Raw genomic sequence first — 20,406 nt, forward strand, 5'->3', positions numbered from 1 at the left:
GAGTATCACCTCGCCGGCGTTGCCGTAGACTTTTGCCATTTTAGGTTTGAACTTGGGGTACAGCCCAAACATGTCATGATAGATCAATAATTGTCCGTGCGCGTCTGGACCAGAACCGAGCGACATGATGATGCAGTCTTTCACGGTTTCTGTAATTAGTTTACACAGGCGGTCAGGGACAAGTTCAAGCAGGATACAGAATGCGCCGGCGTCACGCAAGGCGATCGCATCGTCGAGGATCTTCTTTGCCATTGAAGCGGATTTTCCCTGTAAGCGGAACCCGCCCAGAGCGGAGACGGACTGCGGTGTTAATCCAAGATGCCCGATGGCGGGAATGCCCGCGTCCACGATGCCTTTGATGCGGTCGGCCATCGCCGCGCCGCCCTCAAGCTTGATCGCGTCGCAGCCAGCTTCAGCCATAAACCTGCCCGCGTTGCGGATCGCATCTTCCACAGAGGTTTGATACGTCATGTATGGCATGTCGCCCACGACAAAAGCAGTTGTCGCGCCGCGTCTGACAGCCTGGGCGTGGCGGATCATGTCATCCATTTTTACCGGCAGCGTCGAGTCGAAGCCGAGCATGGTCATGCCCAAACTATCGCCGACCAGGATCATTTCTATCCCCGCCTGGTCCTGCAAATAGGCGGTCGGATAATCATAACAAGTCAGCCAGGTGATCGGCTCGCGGTCGGCAACTTTTTTGAACAAATAAGGCAGTGTGATCTTCTTGCGCACTTCAGTCATTTTTGCTCCTTTGAACAGGTTATGGAGGTAGTATAGATGAGAACGTTGATTGATTCAACTGACGAAAATCACTGTTTCATCTTCTTTCTTCGTGGTATCCTCATTGTCCCGAGCCAAAATGCATATACTCCGCCTTCGTTCCTTCATTAAACCTTACCTGCCGCAGATTCTTTTTTCTGCCTTCAACCTGGCTGTACTGACCGCCTTGAGTTTATATGTTCCGCGTATTATTCGCGATGTGATCGATCAGGGATTGGCGTTGCGCGAAGTTGGGTTTTTGGTGCGCTCCGCTCTGATCTTGCTGATGCTCGGTCTTGTTACCGCGGCATTGTCGGCGCTTCAGCGGTATGTCTCCGAATGGATCGGCGCGCGTGTTGGCTATGACCTGCGCAACAAACTCTACGACCACATACAAAATTTATCATTCGCCTATCACGACCACGCTCAAACGGGACAGTTGATCTCGCGCTGTATCGAGGATGTGCGCGCCGTTCAAAACTTCATCGGCAGTTCCATCGTCGAGTTGACCCAGCTTATTTTCATTCTTTTCGGGGCGTTGTGGATCATGTTTGCCAGTAACTGGCAATTGACATTGATCGCCATTCTCCCGATCTTCCCCCTGGTCTGGATGACCTTTGTGTTCGGCGACCTTGTGACCGTTTTGTTCTTCAAAGTGGATACCGTGCTGGGTGACCTGTCTGCTCGTTTGCAGGAAAATGTCACTGGCGCACAGGTCATCCGTGCCTTTGCGCGCGAAGAGCATGAGATCAGCCGTTTCGACGAATCCAATCGCGCGTATTACAACGCCCGCCTGACTGTCATCGGCGCGTGGTCGAAGGTGATGCCAAGCACCGACTTTCTGGTAACGCTGTGTACCATCCTCATCCTGTGGTTTGGCGGACGCATGGTATTAAATGGGACCATGAGCGTCGGTGAACTGGTCGCGTTCAATGCTTATGTGTTGATGCTTGCGGCGCCGGCCCAGCAATTGACCTGGCTGGTCAACGCGGCTGGAGAGGCGGGCGCGGGCGCGCAGCGTGTGCTTGAAATATTGGATACAAGGTCCGAGATCGAGACGCCCGCCAATGCGGTTCGGCTTTCTACATTGCGCGGCGAAGTGGAGTTTAGAAATATCGCCTTGAAATATCAGGATGAAAAAAAATCTTCGCTGGACGATATCAACCTGAAGGTTGAACCGAACCGCCTGGTCGCCTTGATCGGTCCGACAGGCTCCGGAAAAACATCGCTGGTGAATCTCATTCCGCGCTTTTATGATGTGACGGACGGGGACATGCTGGTGGACGGCGTGGATGTACGTAAAGTGGACCTGGTATCCCTGCGGCGGCAGATCGGCATTGTTTTGCAAACTTCATTACTCTTCTCAGATACCATTCGGGAGAATATTGCTTACGGCCGCCCCGATGCGACAGAGGAAGAGATCATCGCCGCATCCATTGCCGCGCAGGCGCATGAATTCATTAGCGGCTTTCCGGAAGGGTATCAGACCATGGTGGGTGAGCGCGGAGTGACCCTTTCCGGCGGGCAGCGTCAACGCGTGGCGATCGCGCGCGCTTTGTTGATGGACCCGAGAATTTTGATATTGGATGATTCGCTCTCCAGTGTGGATACGCAGACAGAAAAACTAATTCAGGAAGCGCTCGATAACTTGATGGCAGGCCGCACCACATTTGTCATCGCGCACCGTCTGAGCACCGTTCGCCGCGCGGATATGATCATCGTGATGGACCAGGGGCGCATCGTTCAACGCGGAACACATAATGAATTGTTGAGTGAAGGCGGATTGTATAAAGAGATCCATGATCTTGAACTCATGCGCAGCGAACATTTGACCGAAGAATTAAATCTTATGAATAACCCGCGAGGAGCAGCATGACCGAATCCACGATCGTTCCTCCCGCGTACGTGACCCAGTCGGAAGAACTGTATGATAAGGCGCTTGACCCGCAAGTTGCCAAAAGGCTTTTCGGGTATCTTGCTCCATACGCATGGAAGATGATCCTTTCATCAGTCTTAATGCTTGGCGCGACGATCTCTTCAGTGATCGGTCCGTATCTTGTCAAGGTGGCCATTGATGACGGGTTGGTCGCTGGAAACCTGGGTATTCTGAGAAATACGGTTTTGATCTACCTCGGCGCGGCAATCGTGCGCTGGGCCTTTATTTATATCCGCGTGAATGTCATGGCGCAGGTGGGGCAGTCGGTTATTTACGACATGCGCAAACAGCTTTTTGAGCATTTGCAGAATCTGTCGCTTAGTTTTTACAGCCGTTACTCGGTCGGGCGTGTCATCACACGCGTCATCAACGATGTGGAAACCTTGCGCGAGTTCATTACCTGGGCGGTGCTGGCGATCGCGCGCGACCTGTTCATGATCGTTGGCATCATCATCGCCATGCTGGCCTTGAATGTAAAGCTCTCTCTGCTGACATTTATCACCATTCCCTTGATGATCCTTGCGACTTACATCTATCGCCGCACAGCCCGCTTCGCGTATCGCAGGGTGCGGGCGGCTGTTTCGTGGGTGAATTCTGTACTGGCTGAAAATATCAACGGGGTGCGTGTAGTGCAAGCCTTTAGCCGTCAGGAACGGAATTACGGACTGTTCCGCGATTACACAAACCGCTATCATTTGCAGACCGCCATTCACGCCGCGAAGGTGGCGGCATCATTCCTGCCTGTTGTGGATGTCCTCGGCGCGCTGGCAACCGCCGCCGTGGTCTGGATCGGCGGGACGGCTGTGCTGGGCGAGTCGATCACGGCCGGTGTGCTGGTCGGTTTTGTCCTGTATATTGACCGCTATTTTGAACCCATCCGCGACCTGAGCCGCCGTTTTGATACGCTGCAATCCACGATGGCGGGCGGAGAGAGAATCCTCGCGCTGCTGGATACAGAGATCGAGGTGCGCGATGCGGAACATGCCAAAGCCCTGCCTGCCATTGACGGCGGGGTCAGGTTTGAGAATGTCTCCTTCCACTATTCCGACGACCCGACTTTGGTGCTCGACCAAATTGACCTGGATGTCAAAGCGGGCGAGACGATCGCGTTTGTAGGCGAGACTGGCGCGGGCAAGACGACCATTGTCAAGCTCTTGACGCGCTTCCATGACCCGACTGCGGGCTGTGTGCGTGTAGACGGCATTGACTTGCGGACGGTGACCCAGCGTTCCCTGCGCAGGCAGATGGGCATGGTCCTGCAGGATCCGTTCCTGTTCAACGGTTCGGTCAGGGATAATATTTTGTTCGGGCGTTTGAAGGCAACCGAGCAGGAAGTCATTGCTGCCGCGCAGGCTGTTGGCGCGCATGACTTCATTATTGGATTAAAGAACGGCTACGATACATCCGTTGAAGAAGGCGGTGTATTACTGAGTGTGGGGCAGAGACAGTTGATCTCGTTCGCGCGCGCTTTGCTGGCCGACCCGCGCATCTTGATCCTGGATGAAGCGACCTCTTCGGTGGATATCCAGACCGAGCAGATCATCCAGGCCGCGTTGACGAAATTGTTGAAGGGGCGTACTTCCTTTGTGATCGCGCATCGCCTTTCGACCATCACCAGTGCCGACAGGATCGTGGTCATCCACGACGGAAAGATTGTTGAGCAGGGCACTCATTCAGAATTACTTGCGAATCAGGGCATGTATTTTGAATTGTACAAAACAGGCTTTCAGGAATAACCTGTAAACTTTATCGGAATATAACTCGGGACGCTGATCGCAAAGCGCGCAGAAAACCGCATCAAAGGAGCATAAAATGGCTGCCGAAAATAACCAGAACGAATTCCTTTACAAAATGTCCAATACCATGCGTTCCGGTCTGGTGGACGTGCAAAAGTATTTGAACGAGCTGTACCGCGTTGAAGAGTTGGAGGATTTTCTCGACCAGAAAAATAACCCGGTGGAGAATGTCAGGGCGGTATTGGCGCCGCTTGTCGCGCAAGTCGCGGATTTTCAGGATTATGCCGAGACGGTCACAGGCAGGATGGAATTATCTCTGGATGAAGTTGATGTGTACGCGGTGCTGGATAGTGTCATGACTATTGCCGATCAACTGGTCGAGCAAAAGGACGGGCGTGTTACATTGGAGGAAGAGATCGAGGAAGATCTGCCGTCCATTGATGCGGACGCGGCGCGGCTCTCGCAGGCGCTCTTGAACTTGATCCATAATGCGGTCAAGTTTACCGAGCAGGGGTATGTCACTGTCCGCGTTGGGCTTGAAGATGGAAATATTCTTTTTGAGGTCCGCGATACTGGCATTGGGATCTCCGATGAGGATCAGGAGCTGGTTTTTGAACCCTTTGAAACCATTCTCGCTGATAAGAACGATCCACGCCTTGGCTTTGGACTGGGATTAAAGATCGTCGAGCATATCATTGACCTGCACGACGGCGAAACCTGGTTCGAGAGTAAAGCCGGCGCGGGCAGTTCGTTCTTTTTCACGATTCCTGTATAATAGTCCGAATTAATTCTGTTTGATAAAAAAATAATGGAGAAAAAATTGAAGTCTAATCTATTCGTAATCATCGTTCTGGCTCTATTGCTGACAGCCTGCGGCGCCGAAGCGGTGCCCACCGTCAGCCCGGAACAGATCCAGGCGAGCGCGGCTGTCATGGCAAGCACCATGAGCGCTGAGACTCAGGCCGCCATGCCCACGCCCACCAATACGCCTCTACCGACTGAAACACCCCTGCCGCCCACCGAAACCCCCACGCTTGTCCCGACCATCGAAATCCCTTCCCCCACCACGGCGGTCACTGGCGACCCATGCAATGGACCGTTGTTCGGCAACCCCCAGGGCGCGGATGCCGGCAAGGTCGGCACGAACTTCATGCTCCGCAACAGCACCAAGGCTTCGATCACGATCTCTTTATCTCTGGCGATGAATCCCTTCGGTCAGTGCGGATACGTGTCTTATGTGATCGCGCCCAATCAGTCGGTGTCGGTCGTGAACGAACTTCCTTATGGCTGCTATTCGGCCTTCGCGTTCATCAACGACCCCAAGAAACCCAGCACCGCTTCCGGCGGACCCGCCTGCATTACCGGACCCGATAAAACGACGTTCACCGTGTCCGCGGATATGATCAAGATCACCGGCCCGTGATCCTTTTATTCTTTCAAGATTGAAGTAGTAATGGAAAAGTCCCTGCCTAAAATGGCGGGGACTTTTTATTTGGATCTAAACGATATATACTGGATTCAAAAAGCGTTCATTATCTTGATCGAAAATCATATAAAAGGAGACTTCGCACAATGTCTGAAGAGATGATTTCCGCGCTTGTGGGTCTTGCGGGGGCGGTTTGCACCTCGGTCATTACAGCAATTCTTGGTCCGGTGGTTGTTGCCTATTTGCAGCGTCCGAAGCCGCTGGTTCAAAACGGCGGCGTCCCAATTCCTGAAAACTCCAATCTCTCGATACTTGCGATTATTTCCGTGGTCTTGGGAGTCTTCAACCTGTGCAACTTCCTTACCCCGCCCATTTGCGGGCTTCCCATGTCAGTTCTCGGGTTGATCTTCGGCTATTCCGCCCTGCAGTCGTCCAAACGCGGATTCGCCCTGGCGGGTGTGGCTTTATGCCTGATCGGTTTATTGATCGGCTGTGGGAACGCCGCCTATGGCGCGTACCTGGGGACGCAAGGAGAATTGTTTTTTCAATGAATATTACCTGGCGCAGGCTGCTTGAATAGATCGCGTACCAACTGCGCGCCGCCGATCCCTATGACCGCGAGCAGCAGCGCGTAGATCATGATCGGGGTCAGGACGAGTGCCATCAACAAGGGAGTCGGTTCGGTTCGTCCCGATGCCAGCCCGGTGATGACAGCGATCGCCTGCCCGCCAAATAACAATATGGCAGCCAGTGTCAGTCCCCAGCCGATCAATTTTTGGCGGGAGTGGGCGCGCACCGCCGCCCATAAGAGAATTACCCCGCCCAGCAGCGCGGACAGAAATAGTTCCGCGGGCATCAGATAGTCAAAGCGGACCATACCGCTGCGGACAAAAAGCCCCATGCTCGCGAGGAACGGCGCCAGAACCGGGAACCAGATCAGCACCGTTCCGAAGATCGCCAGAATTTTAGTGAGACCATCTTTCTTTTCCATGGCAAACTCCTTCCTATAATCCCATCATAGCACGCGGAGTTGCGCGATTCAAACCCTACCCCTCCAACCTACCACTCGCAAAGTGCGCTCGGGTACTTTGTCCCAAAATGGGGAGGCTTTCTTGCACCATTTATTGTAAGTTGAACAAACACTGTATTGTACAGAAAGCTCCTAAAATATAGCCTCCCCCAAATCTGGTCTTGATTTGGGGGAGGTGGCCAAAGGCGCAGAGGGGGGCTATTCTTCCCACACCGAATGATAGGCTCCAATGGATTCAAAATACTCCACCATGCGCTGATAGAAGCCGTGACTTGTGATCGTGGCACTGTCACCGATGACGATGAGTTTGCGCCTTGCGCGGGTCAGGGCTACGTTCATGCGGCGTGTGTCCGCCAGGAAACCGACTTCGCCATCGCGATTGGAGCGCACAAGGCTGACGATCACCGCTTCTTTTTCGCGGCCTTGAAAACCGTCCACGCTGTCTATTTCAATGTCCATGTGTCTTAACTTTTCCCGCAGCAGCTTCACCTGCGCCGAGTAGGGGGAGATGATGGCGATCTGTTCAGCGGCTAATCCACATTCGAGCAATTCATGAACTTTCTTGATGACCAACTCCGCTTCAAGCGGATTCAGCTTGCTGTCGCCGTCGGGTTCCTGTTCCTCGTCATAGCTTGCGCCTGCGGTGTCTATGAAGTGGATCGGGTAATCTGTCAACAGGGAAGATCTAATTTGAGGCGAATCAGTTAGCCAGCGGCGCGAACCGATTCATCGGCTTGTAAGCTGCCTTCGTAGAAGACATCCGAAGAAAATTTCATGATGTCCTGATGCATTCGATATTGCACATTCAACAATCGGCTCAGGCCGCTGTTGATATTCAACAGGCGTTCCATCATGCTGATGTCGAAACCGCCGCGCATGGCTTCGGGCGAAATGACCGTGGGCGGAAGTTGAAAATGATCGCCCGCCAGCACCAGACGATTTGCGTATTGGATGGGGATCCACGCCGAAGGCTCTACGCTCTGACTGGCTTCATCCATGATGCACCAGTCAAATTTGCGCCGCATAAAAAAATCAGAGTCGAGACCCGTTGCGGTCGCGCAAACGATCCGTGCGTTGCTGATAATTCTTTCAGTCACCGCATCTTCGATCTGACGCGCTTCATTCAGTAATTGTTTGGCTTCTTCTCGCAGCGAATGCCGCAGGTTGGGGTCAGGCTTGACCCGAAAAAATTTCGACGCCTGCTTGCGCAATGAATGCGCGTCGCGGGTCAGCTTGCGCGCGAGTTTCATATCAGGGTGGATCTCGGCCAGTTCATCCAGCGTGTGGGTACGCAGGGCGGGTGTCACACGCGCAGGATGCCCAAGCCGGATCACATTCTCGCCCGCGTCGATCAGACGCTCGAGCATATTATCCACTGCCAGATTACTCGCCGCCACAGCCAGCACACTTTGCCCGTTGCGCACGATCTGGCGCATCAGCTCGATCAGTGTCGTGGTCTTGCCCGTCCCAGGCGGCCCGTGGATGATGGCTATATCTTCCGCGCTCAACGCAAATGCAACCGCCTGATTTTGCGAATCATTTAATTTCTTGTTGAATGGAACTGGAAATTCAAGTTTGTTGAAAACAGGATTTTGCTTTCCCAGCAGCACATCACGCAGGATGGAGAGCCGCGTCCCTTTCGCGCCTCGAGCTGTTTCCAACGCCAGTCTTTGTCTTTGCCTTGAAATTTCATCCGTCGAACGGTCCAGCCTGAAGCTGGGTCTGTCCGAATCCCATTCGGGCTCCTGTGTGAACGCGACTTGGACCATGTCCTTGTGCGCGCGGCTGACAATTCCACGCCAGCTGGGAGCGTCTTTCGTATGCAATCCCTCTTCTGAAAGAATGACAGGGCTGCCGTTCCCGATGCGGGTGTAAGGCAGATGTAAATTTTCGTTGCGCTTGCTGAATGTTAACAAGGTGCGCCCGCCCATTCCCGAATCTTCTTCGCGGATGACGAGATTGATCAGGCTGTTGCCGGATGCCTCCGCCTCGGCGGGCGAGAGCTTCTCAAGCGAGCGGATCGTCTCCTGTTTTTCCGCTTCGGCTTCAAGCTCCAGCAGCCGTGTGAGTCGTTGAAAATGGTCTTCGGAGATTCTGAGGGGAGTATTCATGTGGAGACATTTTAGCATTCTTTCCCATCTGGAATCCAAAGTCTCCGGGCTTTGGAAATAACACATCAACTTAAGGAGATGTTGAGCTCCGTACCCGAATACGCTGCTTCCGCAGTAATTATAAATTCGGGACTGCTTCCTGATAGATTTCCACACGATTGCGACCAGACGCCTTAACGCGGTACAGCGCCTGGTCGGCGCGGGCCAGAATTTCATCGAGTGTTTCGGGCTTCCTGCGCATCTCGGCAATACCCACACTGATCGTAATCTCAAGGGGCGTATTTCCCGTGGTAAGGATCGAAGTAACCAATGCAAGTTGAATACGTTCGGCAACAGCGACTGCCTGTGTCACATCGGAGCTGGGCAGTAAGAGCGCGAATTCATCACCACCGAAACGCGCCAAAATATCGCCATCGCGGATATTCTGTTGGCACAACCGCGTAAATTCCACCAGTACATGGTCACCTTCTGTGTGCCCAAAGTTATCGTTGACCTGTTTAAAATGGTCCAGATCGATCAATGCCACCGATAGTGGCCGGTTCAGATACTGCGCTTGCTGGAGTTCATAACCTGCGGACTCGATAAAGAAGCGGCGGTTGGCAGCCCCAGTCAAGACATCTGTGGAGGCCTGTTTCTGCAGGCGTATCTCGAGTAATTTGCGCTCGGTCACATCATGCACCACGCTCAGTATATGAGGCTGGCCGCGCACCATGACCAGGCGCGCCGATAAGACAGCGGTCAACTCACTGCCGTCTTTGCGACGGAATTCAAACTCCAGGTCCTTGCATGTACCGTTCAGGCTCAGCTCGTCCAGCATCCGCTGTCGGTCGGCCTGGGATTTCCAGAAGTGGAGACCATCCATTGAGTAATTGCCAAGCGCCTCCTCGCGGCTGAAACCACTCAGAGTCGCGAAACCATCATTCACTTCGACCAGGTAACCGTCTTCCATACGCGACAGGATCACCGCATCGGGGCTGGCATAGAAAATCAATTCCAACTCCTTGCGCGTCTGGCGCTCGTCGGCGTTAAGCCGCTGGGTGACCATCAAAATAAATCCGAAAGTCCACAAGGTAGTGGCGATCAAACCATCAAGGATCCCAAGAACCTGGGCGGGATTGCTGGCTGTCGGGCTGTTGGTGGCGGGCGGAGCAAGGAGTACCAACATAAACCCGATCACAAACACCACCCCATGCAGGATGAACGCCGCCGCCAAAAAATTGGACGAGGCTTCCAGCAAGCGTGGCCTATACTTCCAGAGCGATGAGGCGGTCAGGAACGACAAACCAGCAATGGTAAGATATAAAATTGATCCACGCCAAACAATGTGATCATAGATAAAGACGAAGAAGAAGTCCACTACAACATAGGCGGCCAGGAAGACCACCAGTCCCCGGCTGCGTTCGCGGAGCTCAAAAAAACGCAGGACACCCGTGTAGAACAGAATATGCCCACCCACAAAAAACAAATTGTTGGCAAAGACGCCAATCGCAGTCAATCCAGGCAAGGCTCGCAGGAACATCGCGAGAAACCCCAGCGCGATGAATCCAATACCCAGCGTCCACCAACCCGTGCCACTGTAACGGGTTGCCAGTTTCATCTGAACGATCAGTGCGGTGATTTGAAGGAGATTGGAAATGAATAACACAATCGCCAGGGTAGTAAAATCCAATGAATTATTCTCCTGTGTGACCTGTGCACACGACAGGTCGCGCACGGTGCACGCATTCAATCATGAATTGTGGACGGAAAGCTCAACACCTTCCCAATTCATTATATACAACCTGAATTGTATGTCAAAATAAAATACTCACCATTTATTTCAATCGGCAAAGGTTTGAAAATATTTTTTACAGTATAGCATTTTCGGTTCCACAATGACACTGCAATTCTTACCAATCAGAATAGTGGGAATGGTAAATCGGTCTCATAAAACCTGCTGGATCCAACACCGGAATATTCAACACGATCTTCTCAGGATAAGCAGTTTTTATCCGGCGAGAACTTCATCATCCCATATCGTGACCTTTTGATGATCTTCGCAGCCAGAAAAATATACTTTAATGCGAGATTATCAACCGCGGACTGGGAGATATGTTCGTGGTGTATTGTTCTGGTTGAAATGATTCTTTTTATGATTACATGATGCGGAATACGGGGCATGTTCTCCAATGTATAATCAACCCGTGCTTAAAATTCTCTACCGTGCCCACGCAGTCCAGCGCATGTTCGAGCGTGAAATATCCCCAGCCAAGGTCCGCAAGGCATTGGAGGCTGCGGATGTGATCGAGGACTATTCTGCCGAAATGCCCGAGCCAAGCCGTCTGATCATGGGCTTTCAGGGCAAGCGCCCATTTCATGTGGTCACCTCCGAGAACCCAGAAACTGAAACCATCACTGTGGTCACAGTCTACGTCCCCGACCCAAACAAATGGAAAAAAGACGGCAGAAGCCGAAGGTAAAACAGATCTTCCTTTGTGCAACTTCGTGACACTCACCGCATTGGCGCGCGCCGCAAGTGTTGTGGTTAAAAGGTCTTTATGATTTGCTTAATTTGCAGACAAGCTGAATTGATCTACGGCTCCACATCCATTCCCTTCGAGCGGGATGAATTTCGCCTGCTCATGCGGAATGTTCCCGCGCAGGTCTGCCCCAATTGCGGAGAAGCCGTTGTGGATGAAGATGTCGCCGCCGAATTGCTTAAAAAGACCGAAGATATTTTTGAGCAAGGGCTGCAGGATGAAGTCCGCGACTATTAATGGTCTGGGTCTGTTGAAATAAAAATCTCCGTGCGTTTTGACCGCTCGGAGATTTTTTGATCGGGGAGATTTGCTTAATCCGCAGAAGCGGCTGCCGCCAGGATATTCACTTCTTCGGTGTATGCGTGTGACACATTCGCGTTTAATTTTGTCGAGAGATATAAGGCAACGGCAAGCATGACCGCCTCCATCGCAAACAGGGATGAATACGCAAAGAAGGCATTGCCTGTCGCATAGCGGACGCTATCGACCAGGATGCCGCCGGTCAGATTGCCAGCCGCGTGCCCGACCATATTCGCCACGCCCCAGACTCCCATTAACAATCCCGCGCGGATCGGTGTGGTGAATGAGATGATGGCGCTCAACATGCCCGCGCCGGCCAGCCCGGTGCCAAGCCCCATCACGAAAACCAAACTCTTAAAGATGCCCGCGTTCCCCATAAAACCTGTCGCGATTAATCCAACGAAGACCAGAATACTCGCGACGATGCCCGTCCGCATCAACTTCATATATCCCAGCCACTTGATCAGGAACAAGCCGCAGGTCAGCATCGAAGCGAGCACTCCCAATCCCCAGTACATGGTCAGGCGGGTGGTATCGCCGACGCTCATCCCAAGTACAAGCGCGCCATAAGGCTCAAGCAGGGCATCCTGCGCAAGGGTTCCGATAAAGGTAAAGATGACCAGTGTAAAGAGGATGCGTACTTGCGGGTCCGCAAAGACAACTTCCTTCAGCACTGTTTGGAATGGAACTTTTCGGGCGCTTTCAGTCGCAATTTGAAGCGCCTGATCGCGGGATTCCTGTCCGATCGCTGCGAAGGCGGCGAGAATAAAAATGACAACCGCAACGCCTGTGGACACGCTGATCAATTTTGCGGGTTCATAGCTTTCCAGCGCCTTGCCGATGAAGCCCGCTCCCATGACAGAGCCAAGCAGGGTTGCCACTTCGTAGAAAGTGATGGCGCGTGTGCGGATTGTGCCTGTGTAGCGGTCTGAGACCAATGCCTGATATGTATTATGCGCCAGGTTGCGTCCAAGCCCGTACAGCATGAACGAAAGTGTGCCGCTTAATACTAGAAGCGCCATGTTCTTTGAGGGATGCGCCGCCACGTTCGAAGCTGCGAAGATTCCCAGCCCGATGACCAAAGCGCCGAAGATGATATACGGTTCGCGGCGTTTGCCGAAAACAGGAAAGCCATCTGAGCGGTAGCCAAGCCAGACGCGCGCAGGGGAGATCAAAAGCGGAACGGCAAAGAAGAAGGCCACCAGCGATGCGGGTAACCCCAGTTCTGCGATCATGATTCGATTTAATGTCCCCCCGATCAATGCGCCACTTAATCCATACGCGATGGAAAAGAATGCCAGACGTGCATTGTTTAGGTAACGAACAACTTTCATTTTTTATGCTCCTTGGTGTAAAAAAATAATTTCTCCGCCGCCTCTCGTCCCTGACGAATGCAATCAGGCACGGCGATGCCGCGGTATGAACTGCCGGCCAGCGCAAGATTTGGTGGCAGGTTTTTTTCAATTTCATCCACACGTTTCAAATGCCCTACATCCGCCTGCGGAAATCCATTTTGCCAGCGGAACGCTGTCCAGGTCTGCGGCGCGGCGCGGATACCGAGCAATTCCGCGAGTTCACTTTTGACTGCCTCGATCAGCTTTTCATCGCCATATTCCACCATCTCAGGCATGCCGCCCCCGATGAATATCCTGAGCACAGCGTATCCCTCCGTTGACCGTTCCGGCATCTTGCGTGACGTGAAGGTGATCGCGTCGATCATTCTTTTTTCATGGCGCGGGATCATTACCCCGCTCATGACGGGTTGCCTGGGGATATCTGACTCGCGATACACGAGTGAAAGCGTGCCAATGTTTTGGTGGCGGATCGCGCTTAACTGTCGGCTGGCTTCTGGGGAAATATCATTGACCAGCGCGGATGCTTGATTCGCCAGTACTGCCAGAATGACGCCGTCCGCGTGGACCGTGGTTCCATCCGCCGCAAATATTTGATACCCATTGTTGTTCTGCGCGATTCTTTCAACCCGCGCATTCAAACGCAAATCCCCTTTAAGTTGACGGGCCAATTCATCAGTCAATGCTTGTAACCCGTTTTTGAATGAAACAAAGCGCGGAATTTTTTGCCCGCTTTTTTTCCTTCCGCGGAATGCCCGCAGGACTGCGCCCGCAACCAATCCGCCGCCTTCTCTTTCCATCTCCCGCATGACCGGTGAGGAGACCATGATGCTTTGAGTCTCCGGGTCTGTATTGTAAATTCCGCCCAGCACTGGACCTATGAATTTCTCCAGTGCTTCCCGCCCCAGTCTGCGGCGCACAAAATCTGCAAGCGACTCGTCTTCATAGTCTCGCCGGGCGGGTTGAAATGGCTCCGCCAGCATTCGCAGTTTTCCGCGCACGGTCAGCAGGGGAGTGGAAATGAATCGCGCAGCCGAAACAGGGATCGGGTAAAGAGCAGCGTGATCCAGCACGTAAGTCCCGCTGGTTTCAGAACCAGGGTTGACCATCTGATCCTGCATTCCCAACTCGTTCGCCAAATTCCACGCCTCGGGCTTGCGTGTGATAAGGGTGTCTGGCCCGCCTTCGACCAAAAACTTCGCATTGTTATTTAAATTGATTTTCGCTGATACGACTTTTCCGCCCCAGTGATCTGAGGCTTCCAGCAGGGTAAATTTGATTCCGCGTTGTTGTAATTCCCACGCGGCACTCAACCCGGTAATCCCCCCACCGACGATCGCAATGTGCATACAGTTTCTCCTGGGTTGCTCTCCTCGGTTGGATTATTGTATGTTTATTCACAAATTAGTACAGGTAGATTTTGTAGGTTTCAATAAGAGTTTACTTAAAAATGAAAGCGTATTGCGCGCCCGTTATAATAGAAAAATATTTTCATGGGAGTCGAAATGGCAATTAATTTATTAGGATTTGCTTCCGCGTTTGCGACATTCCTCGGCGTCTGGCTGGGGCATGTCACTGTAAGGAAGATCGAGCGTGAAACGGTCAATTTGTGGATACCGGCCTTGATCGCCCTTGCATTGGGACTCGGGTTTGAGGTCGCATCTTTCTTTGTCTCAAGCCTGCCTTTATCTGCGATGTGCGGCATTCTCGGTGTGACTTTGCTCTGGGACTCGTTTGAGTTTTATCGCCAGCAAAAACGCATCAAGCACGGACATGCTCCCGCGAATCCGAACAATCCACGCCACGCGAAAATCCTGGCTGAATATCCCAATGCCACAAAGATTGACTGGCTCAAGCGTGACCCGCGTGGCAGCGCATATTCCACCGCGGAACTCGTATCCATGAAAGAGAGCGCAAAATGAATTCATTTGGATTTCTACTTGGCATCGCCACGCTTTTCATTATCGGATTGGGTTTTATCTGGGTGATTCGCGGGGAAAGATATTTTGGTTATTTATGGTGGCCGTACGTGATGACCTCCGGCGCATTGTGCATTCTCGGTTCATTATTCATGCTAAATAACTGGACATCCGCTCTGATTGGCGCACTTGGAGCATCCTTGATCTGGGGTTCGACTGAATTAAAGGAACAGGCCGTGCGCGGCGAGATCGGCTGGTATCCATTCCGCGCGAAGAAAATACTCCCCCCATTTGCGGATGCGATCAAAAAATGGAAAGCGCCGAGCTTGTGAATCAGCGCATTTGCCTGTTCCTCTTGATTTTTCTTGCGGCTTGCACGCCTGCTTCCATCCTGCCGACTGCCACCCTGCCTGCGCCCAATGTGATGATCACCCCCGCAACTTTAACGCCTACTATCACGCCAATTCCAACCGCCACGCGCACGACCGAAAAGGCGATCCAGCCGTATACCATTGACGGCTTGCGCAGCCATAAATTTCAAAGCGGGAAGATCGTACTTCGCGAAACACTGCTTGAGACCGAAAATTTCACCCGTTATTTAATTGAATATCCAAGCGACGGGCTGACCATTACTGGAATCATGCAGATCCCAAAGAGCGGTGATGCCCCTTATCCGGTTATTATGATGAATCATGGATTCTTTTCGCGCACGGTTTACAATTCCGGTGACGGAACAGACCGCGCCGCGGAGTTTTTAAATCGCCGCGGCTATCTGACTCTCTCCTCTGATTACCGCAGTTGGGGTGATTCTGAAACTGGAGAGAGTTTGTTTTATTCAGGGCTTGCAATTGATGTCATCAATTTGATGAACGCCATTCCTTCCATTCCGCAGGCAGACCCTGAACGCATTGGCATGTGGGGGCACAGCATGGGCGGCGGCGTGACTCTCAAAGTCCTTACCATCGACTCGCGCGTCAAAGCAGCCGTCATTTATTCCTCGGTCAGTGCGGATTTTTCTGACATTATTGGCCGTTGGGGACCAGGTTGTCTTGGCGATGTGTTCGCGGGTGAACTTGAATTTGGCTGTAACTCTTCAGACATCCTGCCCCTGGATCTTCCCCCCGATTTGATCGCTTCCTACTTTAACTCTGTGGCTGATCCTGAGATCCTGAAAGCCGTTTCTCCGCTGTATCATTTGGACAACGTCAGCGCGCCAGTGCAGATCAACTACGGCACAAAAGACGGTCTGACATTTGCCGGCACGCCGCCTGAATGGTCCACAAAAATGTATGATGGTTTCATCGCAGCGAATAAAGATGCGCAGATATTTTCCCAGGAGGATGAGGGTCATTCCTTTATCGGCGAACCGTGGTTTGAATTCATGGCGCGGTCCTTGAGATTCTTCGATAAACACGTGAGATGATCCTCTGGACTCCACCAGTTCACTGCCCTGTGGGTGCTGATGGAAGGTATGTCTTTGCGAGGGCGCTCTCCCTGGCACCGCCCGCCAGGGCAGGTGTGGTTTTCGCCCGACACTTGCGCCGTGCGCTAGTGCGGTGAGCAATCTCTGATGCAGGAGGAGATTGCTTCGCCACCTACAAACAAGATCGGCGGCTCGCAACGACATCCGACGATAAAATTTACGATAGAGAGAAAAATTATTTCTCATGAAAAAATATCCCTTTATCTTATTGGTATTCCTTTTCCTAACGTCCTGCACTCCTGTAAAAACAGAGGTAGTTGCAACCATAACTTCCGTGCCCTCCTCTCCACTCGACGGCCAATGGCAGGGGACAGGTTCCACTGCTGATGGTAAGTCGTTCAAGATATTTCTCACGATCCAGAATTCTTCCCTTGCTGGTTTGATCTACAACTTCACTGGCTCAAATGGCATCCCATGTACTGCCATCGCGTATGGACAAATTCCAATTGCAGATCAGCCAAAGATCGCAGACAACGCAGTTGAGTCAATACTCGGTGAGGATGTAACCATCTCAGCTTTATTTGAAACAGAGTCCAGCTCATCAGGTCGGCTTGAAATTCACTGGCATGACCGTCAACCGAACTGTAACGGTGATTACGAAGTGACCTGGTCAGCCGCGAAGCAAGCTCCGCAAACTTCCCAATCAACAAATGCTCCGAAACCGAATACGCCGAATCTATTTGAAACCTTTGTTCAAATCCTGATCTTCGGGTTATCAAATGGCGCTGTCCTGGCTCTCAACGCCATCGGCGTGACCTTGATCTACAGCACAGTCCGCACGTTGAACCTTGCGCATGGCGATGTCTTTGCTCTATGTACCGCGCTCGTAACTTCAATCATTAACATCATCGGCATCAAACAAAATTGGCTGCCACTACAGATCGCCTGCGGACTTGCCTTCGTACTCCTCGCCGCAATGGGACTCGGCGCATTACTAAGCGTTGGTGTGGAACGACTCGCCTTCGCTCCCTTCCGTGGGCATTCGCGCCTCGCGCCGTTGATCGCCACGCTCGGTCTTTCATTTATTCTCTTCCAAGGTGCGCTGGTCTGGCGTACGTTTCAAGGCTCATGGATTGTTGGGGAACATCGCAGTGTTCCAGGTTTGCCTGAAGTTCCCACCGATGGAATCCCTTCTTTATTGCCTGAGATCAATCTTGTAAAAACGCTGGGTTTGCCGTTCAATATCATCATCCGCTTTAGTGATGTCTTTGTGATTCTGATGGCATTTGCCTTGGTGGCATTCGCGACCTGGTTTATGTTAAAGACGCGCACAGGCAAAGCCATCCGCGCTTTATCCCAGAGTCACCAAATGGCAGAGGTGATCGGCATCAATGTCAACCAAACCATTCGACGCGCATTTGCCTTGGGCGGCGCATTCGCCGGCGCGGCGGGATTTATCTTCGCGCTGTATTATTCCCGTCCATTTGGAAGTCACGGCGCGCAGAGCGGACTCTTCGCATTCATGGCCGCGCTGCTTGGCGGCATTGGCAATCCACTCGGCGCATTGGTCAGCGGCTTATTAATTGGCGTGGTCTCTTCGTTGAGTGATTACTACCTCGCCGCGCAATGGACTCCCGCCTTGCTGCTTGCCTTGCTTGTCATTCTCTTTGCCTGGAAACCAACTGGCTTCGGCGGGGAAGGGGAGGCAGAGTCAACCACGGTCCGCGATTTTATTATTTTGACGGCACCAGTTCAAGGCGCAGGTGTGAAGCGTTGGTTTATCCTCCTGCTGATCGTCCTTGCAGTTGCTCCCCTCGTTTTGCAAAGCGGACAGATCATCCTGCGCCTCGCTGTGATTTTTATTTTGCTCACGCTGGGTTTGAATCTCGCGCTTGGTATTACAGGCATGCTCGATCTTGGCTTTGCTGCGAGCTTTGGTCTCGCCGCATATATCACCGCGTTGTTCACTTCCAAATTTGATATTGTTCTGGTGTTGATTATTGGGACAAGTGCAGGCGCGTTTCTCGGCTTGCTAAAAGGCTTCTTGTCCCAACGACTACGCAGTGACTTTTTTGCGGTTGCAACTCTTGCGCTTGGATTGCTGGTTCGACAGGTGATCATCAATTTGGATTTTACCGGTGGCATGGGCGGGATCGGTGGGGTCAGCGCGCCTCATTTCTTTAACCTTAGCCTGCTCAGCCAGACCCAGAAATATTATCTCGTCCTCGGCATTGTGACTCTCGCCGCGTGGATGAGTCATCGGCTGATCGCATCCCGCACCGGCCGCGCATGGATCGCGTTAAGCGAAGACGAACTCGCCGCATTATCTGTCGGTGTGAATGTGGCGCGCTCGCGCACGATCTCGTTGATGTTAAGTTCCGCGTTGGCTGGCATTGCCGGCGCGCTATATGCAATTACGCTTTCCTTTGTGGAACCCGACCTGATGGCCTTTCACGTCTCAAGCATGATCCTGACGATGGTCATTCTCGGCGGGGCAGGCAATGTGACCGGCGCATTCGTCGGGGCGCTGGCGATCATTCTATACGACAAAACCATCATCCCCCAGCTTGCAGACTGGCTGGCTTTGATCTGGCCCAAAGATGCCTTCATCGGCTCCGTGCCAGATATTCGCGGTGCGTCATTCTTCAATTTCGGCATCGTGTTGTATCTCACGGTCCTGTTGCGCGCGAGAAAAAAGTAAAAAATGGAATGCGGACTTCAGTCCGCATCTTTCAAAAAGCAGCCCAAAGCCCGCATTCCGCTAAGGGATAGTGCAATAAGTCGGACGAGGGGAACTCAACTCAAAAAAAGAAGGAACTCAACTCAAGGGAAATAATAGACAACGACATCTCCAAAGCGGATAATGAGAATGACCAAATTCCAATATCCAAAAGGAGATGTCGTGATGACGATTGTAACGTATTGCCAATCGAGCGGGGCAGCGAGATACGGATGCGCACAAGCGGGATGCGCGGAATGCATGGAAAGCCTGTTGCGGGAAAACAAGGGGTTGATCTGGTTGATGGTGGTGTGTACTGTTTTATAACATCGCTCTCCTGTTCGAGAACACCGTGCGCCCTACCCATATCTGACAGTCCGATGCTGAGCCTTACGCAGGCTGAGATGGCTTCCTGCACATAAGTTCAAGATACTCCTGGAATCTCATTGTGCAGTTTTGCAGTCCTTTGATCGGCAACGTTTTGATAACCACTTTATCCTTGTACACACTCAATGTCCGTTTTTGTGCATCCACCCAGATCACAACGATTTGCCCGCGACGACTTTTCTGAACGTAATAGGCCTGATTGCCCATTGGAAACATCCTTTCGGATCAACTTTCGTTTGTAGGTTTTGCCAGTCAACGCCATCAACCAACGATCTGGGTTAACGGTTTGCACAGGGTTAGATAGTTAAATGGGTGGCTGATTGCCACAGGTGATGGCTTGGTTTGGTCTTTCAAAATTGTAAAACTGGACATAGTGCTTGTTAACTTAAGGTATTGGGCAGATCCGTGGGATTCTGAACTAGCTGGCATTCGTATTTGAAGTTGCGATGATAGCGCTCCACAAACGGATTTTTTCAGGATGTCGAGGTGGACAAACCCGTGGCTCATTCCCAAACATTGCAGAAAACGCAGCATCGGCGAGGGAAAATCCTGGCAGTCCAACTCCCCACCCAGCGCGTATCGCGGTCAAGGCGAATGCGATCTGGACAACCTGTGTCCTGCAAAATATCGGCAACTTTGCGGAGCGCTGTTTCAGCGTTGTAGTCACTGGCTGGCTCTGAAGCAACGACGGCTGACGAACCATGATCGACCAGATTGAGGATTTCGACCACATGTTGCTGCTTGCCTTCGCTCGGGACAGTACTGACATCATGAAAATCCATTCCC

General features: G+C 52.2%; 20 protein-coding genes. 11 read left to right on the forward strand and 9 right to left on the reverse strand.

Annotated features, from left to right (window positions below):
- The coding region (gene panB, locus IPL17_RS21190) for a 3-methyl-2-oxobutanoate hydroxymethyltransferase (protein ID WP_345309082.1) at positions 1-744 on the reverse strand (744 nt) is incomplete at its 3' end.
- A 118-nt stretch (positions 745-862) separates the two neighbouring features.
- Between panB and IPL17_RS21195 the strand changes: the two genes are divergently transcribed.
- The 5 genes from IPL17_RS21195 (at position 863) to IPL17_RS21215 (ending at position 6,411) form a co-directional block, all read left to right on the forward strand.
- Positions 863-2,638 carry an ABC transporter ATP-binding protein gene (locus tag IPL17_RS21195; RefSeq protein ID WP_345309083.1) on the forward strand — a complete coding sequence of 592 codons (1,776 nt, stop codon included), beginning with the start codon at positions 863-865 and terminating at the stop codon, positions 2,636-2,638.
- Positions 2,635-4,434: an ABC transporter ATP-binding protein gene (locus tag IPL17_RS21200; RefSeq protein ID WP_345309084.1), complete on the forward strand. Its 1,800-nt coding sequence runs from the start codon at positions 2,635-2,637 to the stop codon at positions 4,432-4,434. Before IPL17_RS21195 ends, IPL17_RS21200 begins: the two co-directional genes overlap by 4 nt.
- 76 nt (positions 4,435-4,510) lie before the next feature.
- Positions 4,511-5,209: a HAMP domain-containing sensor histidine kinase gene (locus IPL17_RS21205; protein ID WP_345309085.1), complete on the forward strand. Its 699-nt coding sequence runs from the start codon at positions 4,511-4,513 to the stop codon at positions 5,207-5,209.
- Positions 5,210-5,254: 45 nt separating this feature from the next.
- Entirely contained in the window at positions 5,255-5,857 is a 603-nt protein-coding gene (locus IPL17_RS21210) for a hypothetical protein (RefSeq protein ID WP_345309086.1), read from the forward strand.
- Positions 5,858-6,006: 149 nt separating this feature from the next.
- Positions 6,007-6,411, forward strand: a complete 405-nt coding sequence (locus IPL17_RS21215; protein ID WP_345309087.1) for a hypothetical protein — start codon at positions 6,007-6,009, stop codon at positions 6,409-6,411.
- On the opposite strand, the gene IPL17_RS21220 is transcribed toward IPL17_RS21215, so the two are convergent.
- The 4 genes from IPL17_RS21220 to IPL17_RS21235 form a co-directional block, all read right to left on the reverse strand.
- Positions 6,405-6,851, reverse strand: a complete 447-nt coding sequence (locus IPL17_RS21220; protein WP_345309088.1) for a hypothetical protein — start codon at positions 6,849-6,851, stop codon at positions 6,405-6,407. The two genes, IPL17_RS21215 and IPL17_RS21220, sit on opposite strands and share 7 nt — an antisense overlap.
- A gap of 237 nt (positions 6,852-7,088) precedes the next feature.
- Positions 7,089-7,565, reverse strand: coding sequence for a C-terminal helicase domain-containing protein (locus IPL17_RS21225; protein ID WP_345309089.1), 477 nt, complete (start codon positions 7,563-7,565; stop codon positions 7,089-7,091).
- A gap of 29 nt (positions 7,566-7,594) precedes the next feature.
- The gene (locus IPL17_RS21230) at positions 7,595-9,001 is read right to left on the reverse strand and encodes an AAA domain-containing protein (protein WP_345309090.1); all 1,407 of its coding nucleotides are present in this window, start codon (positions 8,999-9,001) and stop codon (positions 7,595-7,597) included.
- A 118-nt stretch (positions 9,002-9,119) separates the two neighbouring features.
- Complete coding sequence (locus tag IPL17_RS21235) at positions 9,120-10,670, reverse strand: sensor domain-containing diguanylate cyclase (protein WP_345309091.1); 1,551 nt, start codon at positions 10,668-10,670, stop codon at positions 9,120-9,122.
- A 499-nt stretch (positions 10,671-11,169) separates the two neighbouring features.
- Between IPL17_RS21235 and IPL17_RS21240 the strand changes: the two genes are divergently transcribed.
- Both IPL17_RS21240 and IPL17_RS21245 read left to right on the forward strand, forming a co-directional pair.
- The gene (locus IPL17_RS21240; protein WP_345309092.1) at positions 11,170-11,460 is read left to right on the forward strand and encodes a DUF4258 domain-containing protein; all 291 of its coding nucleotides are present in this window, start codon (positions 11,170-11,172) and stop codon (positions 11,458-11,460) included.
- A 78-nt stretch (positions 11,461-11,538) separates the two neighbouring features.
- Entirely contained in the window at positions 11,539-11,757 is a 219-nt protein-coding gene (locus IPL17_RS21245) for a type II toxin-antitoxin system MqsA family antitoxin (protein ID WP_345309093.1), read from the forward strand.
- Positions 11,758-11,831: 74 nt separating this feature from the next.
- On the opposite strand, the gene IPL17_RS21250 is transcribed toward IPL17_RS21245, so the two are convergent.
- Both IPL17_RS21250 and hemG read right to left on the reverse strand, forming a co-directional pair.
- Positions 11,832-13,154: a BCD family MFS transporter gene (locus tag IPL17_RS21250; protein WP_345309094.1), complete on the reverse strand. Its 1,323-nt coding sequence runs from the start codon at positions 13,152-13,154 to the stop codon at positions 11,832-11,834.
- Complete coding sequence (hemG, locus tag IPL17_RS21255) at positions 13,151-14,521, reverse strand: protoporphyrinogen oxidase (protein ID WP_345309095.1); 1,371 nt, start codon at positions 14,519-14,521, stop codon at positions 13,151-13,153. The genes IPL17_RS21250 and hemG overlap by 4 nt, the downstream gene beginning before the upstream one ends.
- A 156-nt stretch (positions 14,522-14,677) precedes the next feature.
- On the opposite strand from hemG, the gene IPL17_RS21260 reads away from it, so the two are divergent.
- The 4 genes from IPL17_RS21260 (at position 14,678) to IPL17_RS21275 (ending at position 19,215) form a co-directional block, all read left to right on the forward strand.
- The gene (locus IPL17_RS21260) at positions 14,678-15,094 is read left to right on the forward strand and encodes a DUF4491 family protein (protein WP_345309096.1); all 417 of its coding nucleotides are present in this window, start codon (positions 14,678-14,680) and stop codon (positions 15,092-15,094) included.
- Complete coding sequence (locus tag IPL17_RS21265) at positions 15,091-15,423, forward strand: DUF4491 family protein (protein ID WP_345309097.1); 333 nt, start codon at positions 15,091-15,093, stop codon at positions 15,421-15,423. The genes IPL17_RS21260 and IPL17_RS21265 overlap by 4 nt, the downstream gene beginning before the upstream one ends.
- The gene (locus tag IPL17_RS21270) at positions 15,420-16,514 is read left to right on the forward strand and encodes an alpha/beta fold hydrolase (RefSeq protein WP_345309098.1); all 1,095 of its coding nucleotides are present in this window, start codon (positions 15,420-15,422) and stop codon (positions 16,512-16,514) included. Before IPL17_RS21265 ends, IPL17_RS21270 begins: the two co-directional genes overlap by 4 nt.
- Before the next feature lie 244 nt (positions 16,515-16,758).
- Positions 16,759-19,215, forward strand: a complete 2,457-nt coding sequence (locus IPL17_RS21275; RefSeq protein WP_345309099.1) for a hypothetical protein — start codon at positions 16,759-16,761, stop codon at positions 19,213-19,215.
- A 122-nt stretch (positions 19,216-19,337) separates the two neighbouring features.
- Here IPL17_RS21275 and IPL17_RS21280 read toward each other — a convergent pair whose 3' ends face one another.
- Positions 19,338-19,520 (reverse strand): hypothetical protein, encoded by a 183-nt coding sequence (locus tag IPL17_RS21280; RefSeq protein ID WP_345309100.1) that lies wholly within the window; start codon positions 19,518-19,520, stop codon positions 19,338-19,340.
- A gap of 603 nt (positions 19,521-20,123) precedes the next feature.
- Positions 20,124-20,402, reverse strand: coding sequence for a hypothetical protein (locus IPL17_RS21285; RefSeq protein ID WP_345309101.1), 279 nt, complete (start codon positions 20,400-20,402; stop codon positions 20,124-20,126).
- Positions 20,403-20,406: the final 4 nt, after the last annotated feature.

This window comes from Candidatus Villigracilis saccharophilus, assembly GCF_016711665.1.

Bases quoted from the DNA above. Each gene is read 5' to 3' on its own strand.
- IPL17_RS21265 (WP_345309097.1), top strand. From the start codon at position 15,091: ATGAATTCATTTGGATTTCTACTTGGCATCGCCACGCTTTTCATTATC.
- IPL17_RS21260 (WP_345309096.1), top strand. From the start codon at position 14,678: ATGGCAATTAATTTATTAGGATTTGCTTCCGCGTTTGCGACATTCCTC.
- hemG (WP_345309095.1), bottom strand. From the start codon at position 14,521: ATGCACATTGCGATCGTCGGTGGGGGGATTACCGGGTTGAGTGCCGCG.
- IPL17_RS21230 (WP_345309090.1), bottom strand. From the start codon at position 9,001: ATGAATACTCCCCTCAGAATCTCCGAAGACCATTTTCAACGACTCACA.
- IPL17_RS21285 (WP_345309101.1), bottom strand. From the start codon at position 20,402: ATGGATTTTCATGATGTCAGTACTGTCCCGAGCGAAGGCAAGCAGCAA.
- IPL17_RS21220 (WP_345309088.1), bottom strand. From the start codon at position 6,851: ATGGAAAAGAAAGATGGTCTCACTAAAATTCTGGCGATCTTCGGAACG.
- IPL17_RS21250 (WP_345309094.1), bottom strand. From the start codon at position 13,154: ATGAAAGTTGTTCGTTACCTAAACAATGCACGTCTGGCATTCTTTTCC.
- IPL17_RS21240 (WP_345309092.1), top strand. From the start codon at position 11,170: ATGTATAATCAACCCGTGCTTAAAATTCTCTACCGTGCCCACGCAGTC.
- IPL17_RS21275 (WP_345309099.1), top strand. From the start codon at position 16,759: ATGAAAAAATATCCCTTTATCTTATTGGTATTCCTTTTCCTAACGTCC.
- IPL17_RS21205 (WP_345309085.1), top strand. From the start codon at position 4,511: ATGGCTGCCGAAAATAACCAGAACGAATTCCTTTACAAAATGTCCAAT.
- IPL17_RS21215 (WP_345309087.1), top strand. From the start codon at position 6,007: ATGTCTGAAGAGATGATTTCCGCGCTTGTGGGTCTTGCGGGGGCGGTT.
- IPL17_RS21245 (WP_345309093.1), top strand. From the start codon at position 11,539: ATGATTTGCTTAATTTGCAGACAAGCTGAATTGATCTACGGCTCCACA.
- IPL17_RS21200 (WP_345309084.1), top strand. From the start codon at position 2,635: ATGACCGAATCCACGATCGTTCCTCCCGCGTACGTGACCCAGTCGGAA.
- IPL17_RS21195 (WP_345309083.1), top strand. From the start codon at position 863: ATGCATATACTCCGCCTTCGTTCCTTCATTAAACCTTACCTGCCGCAG.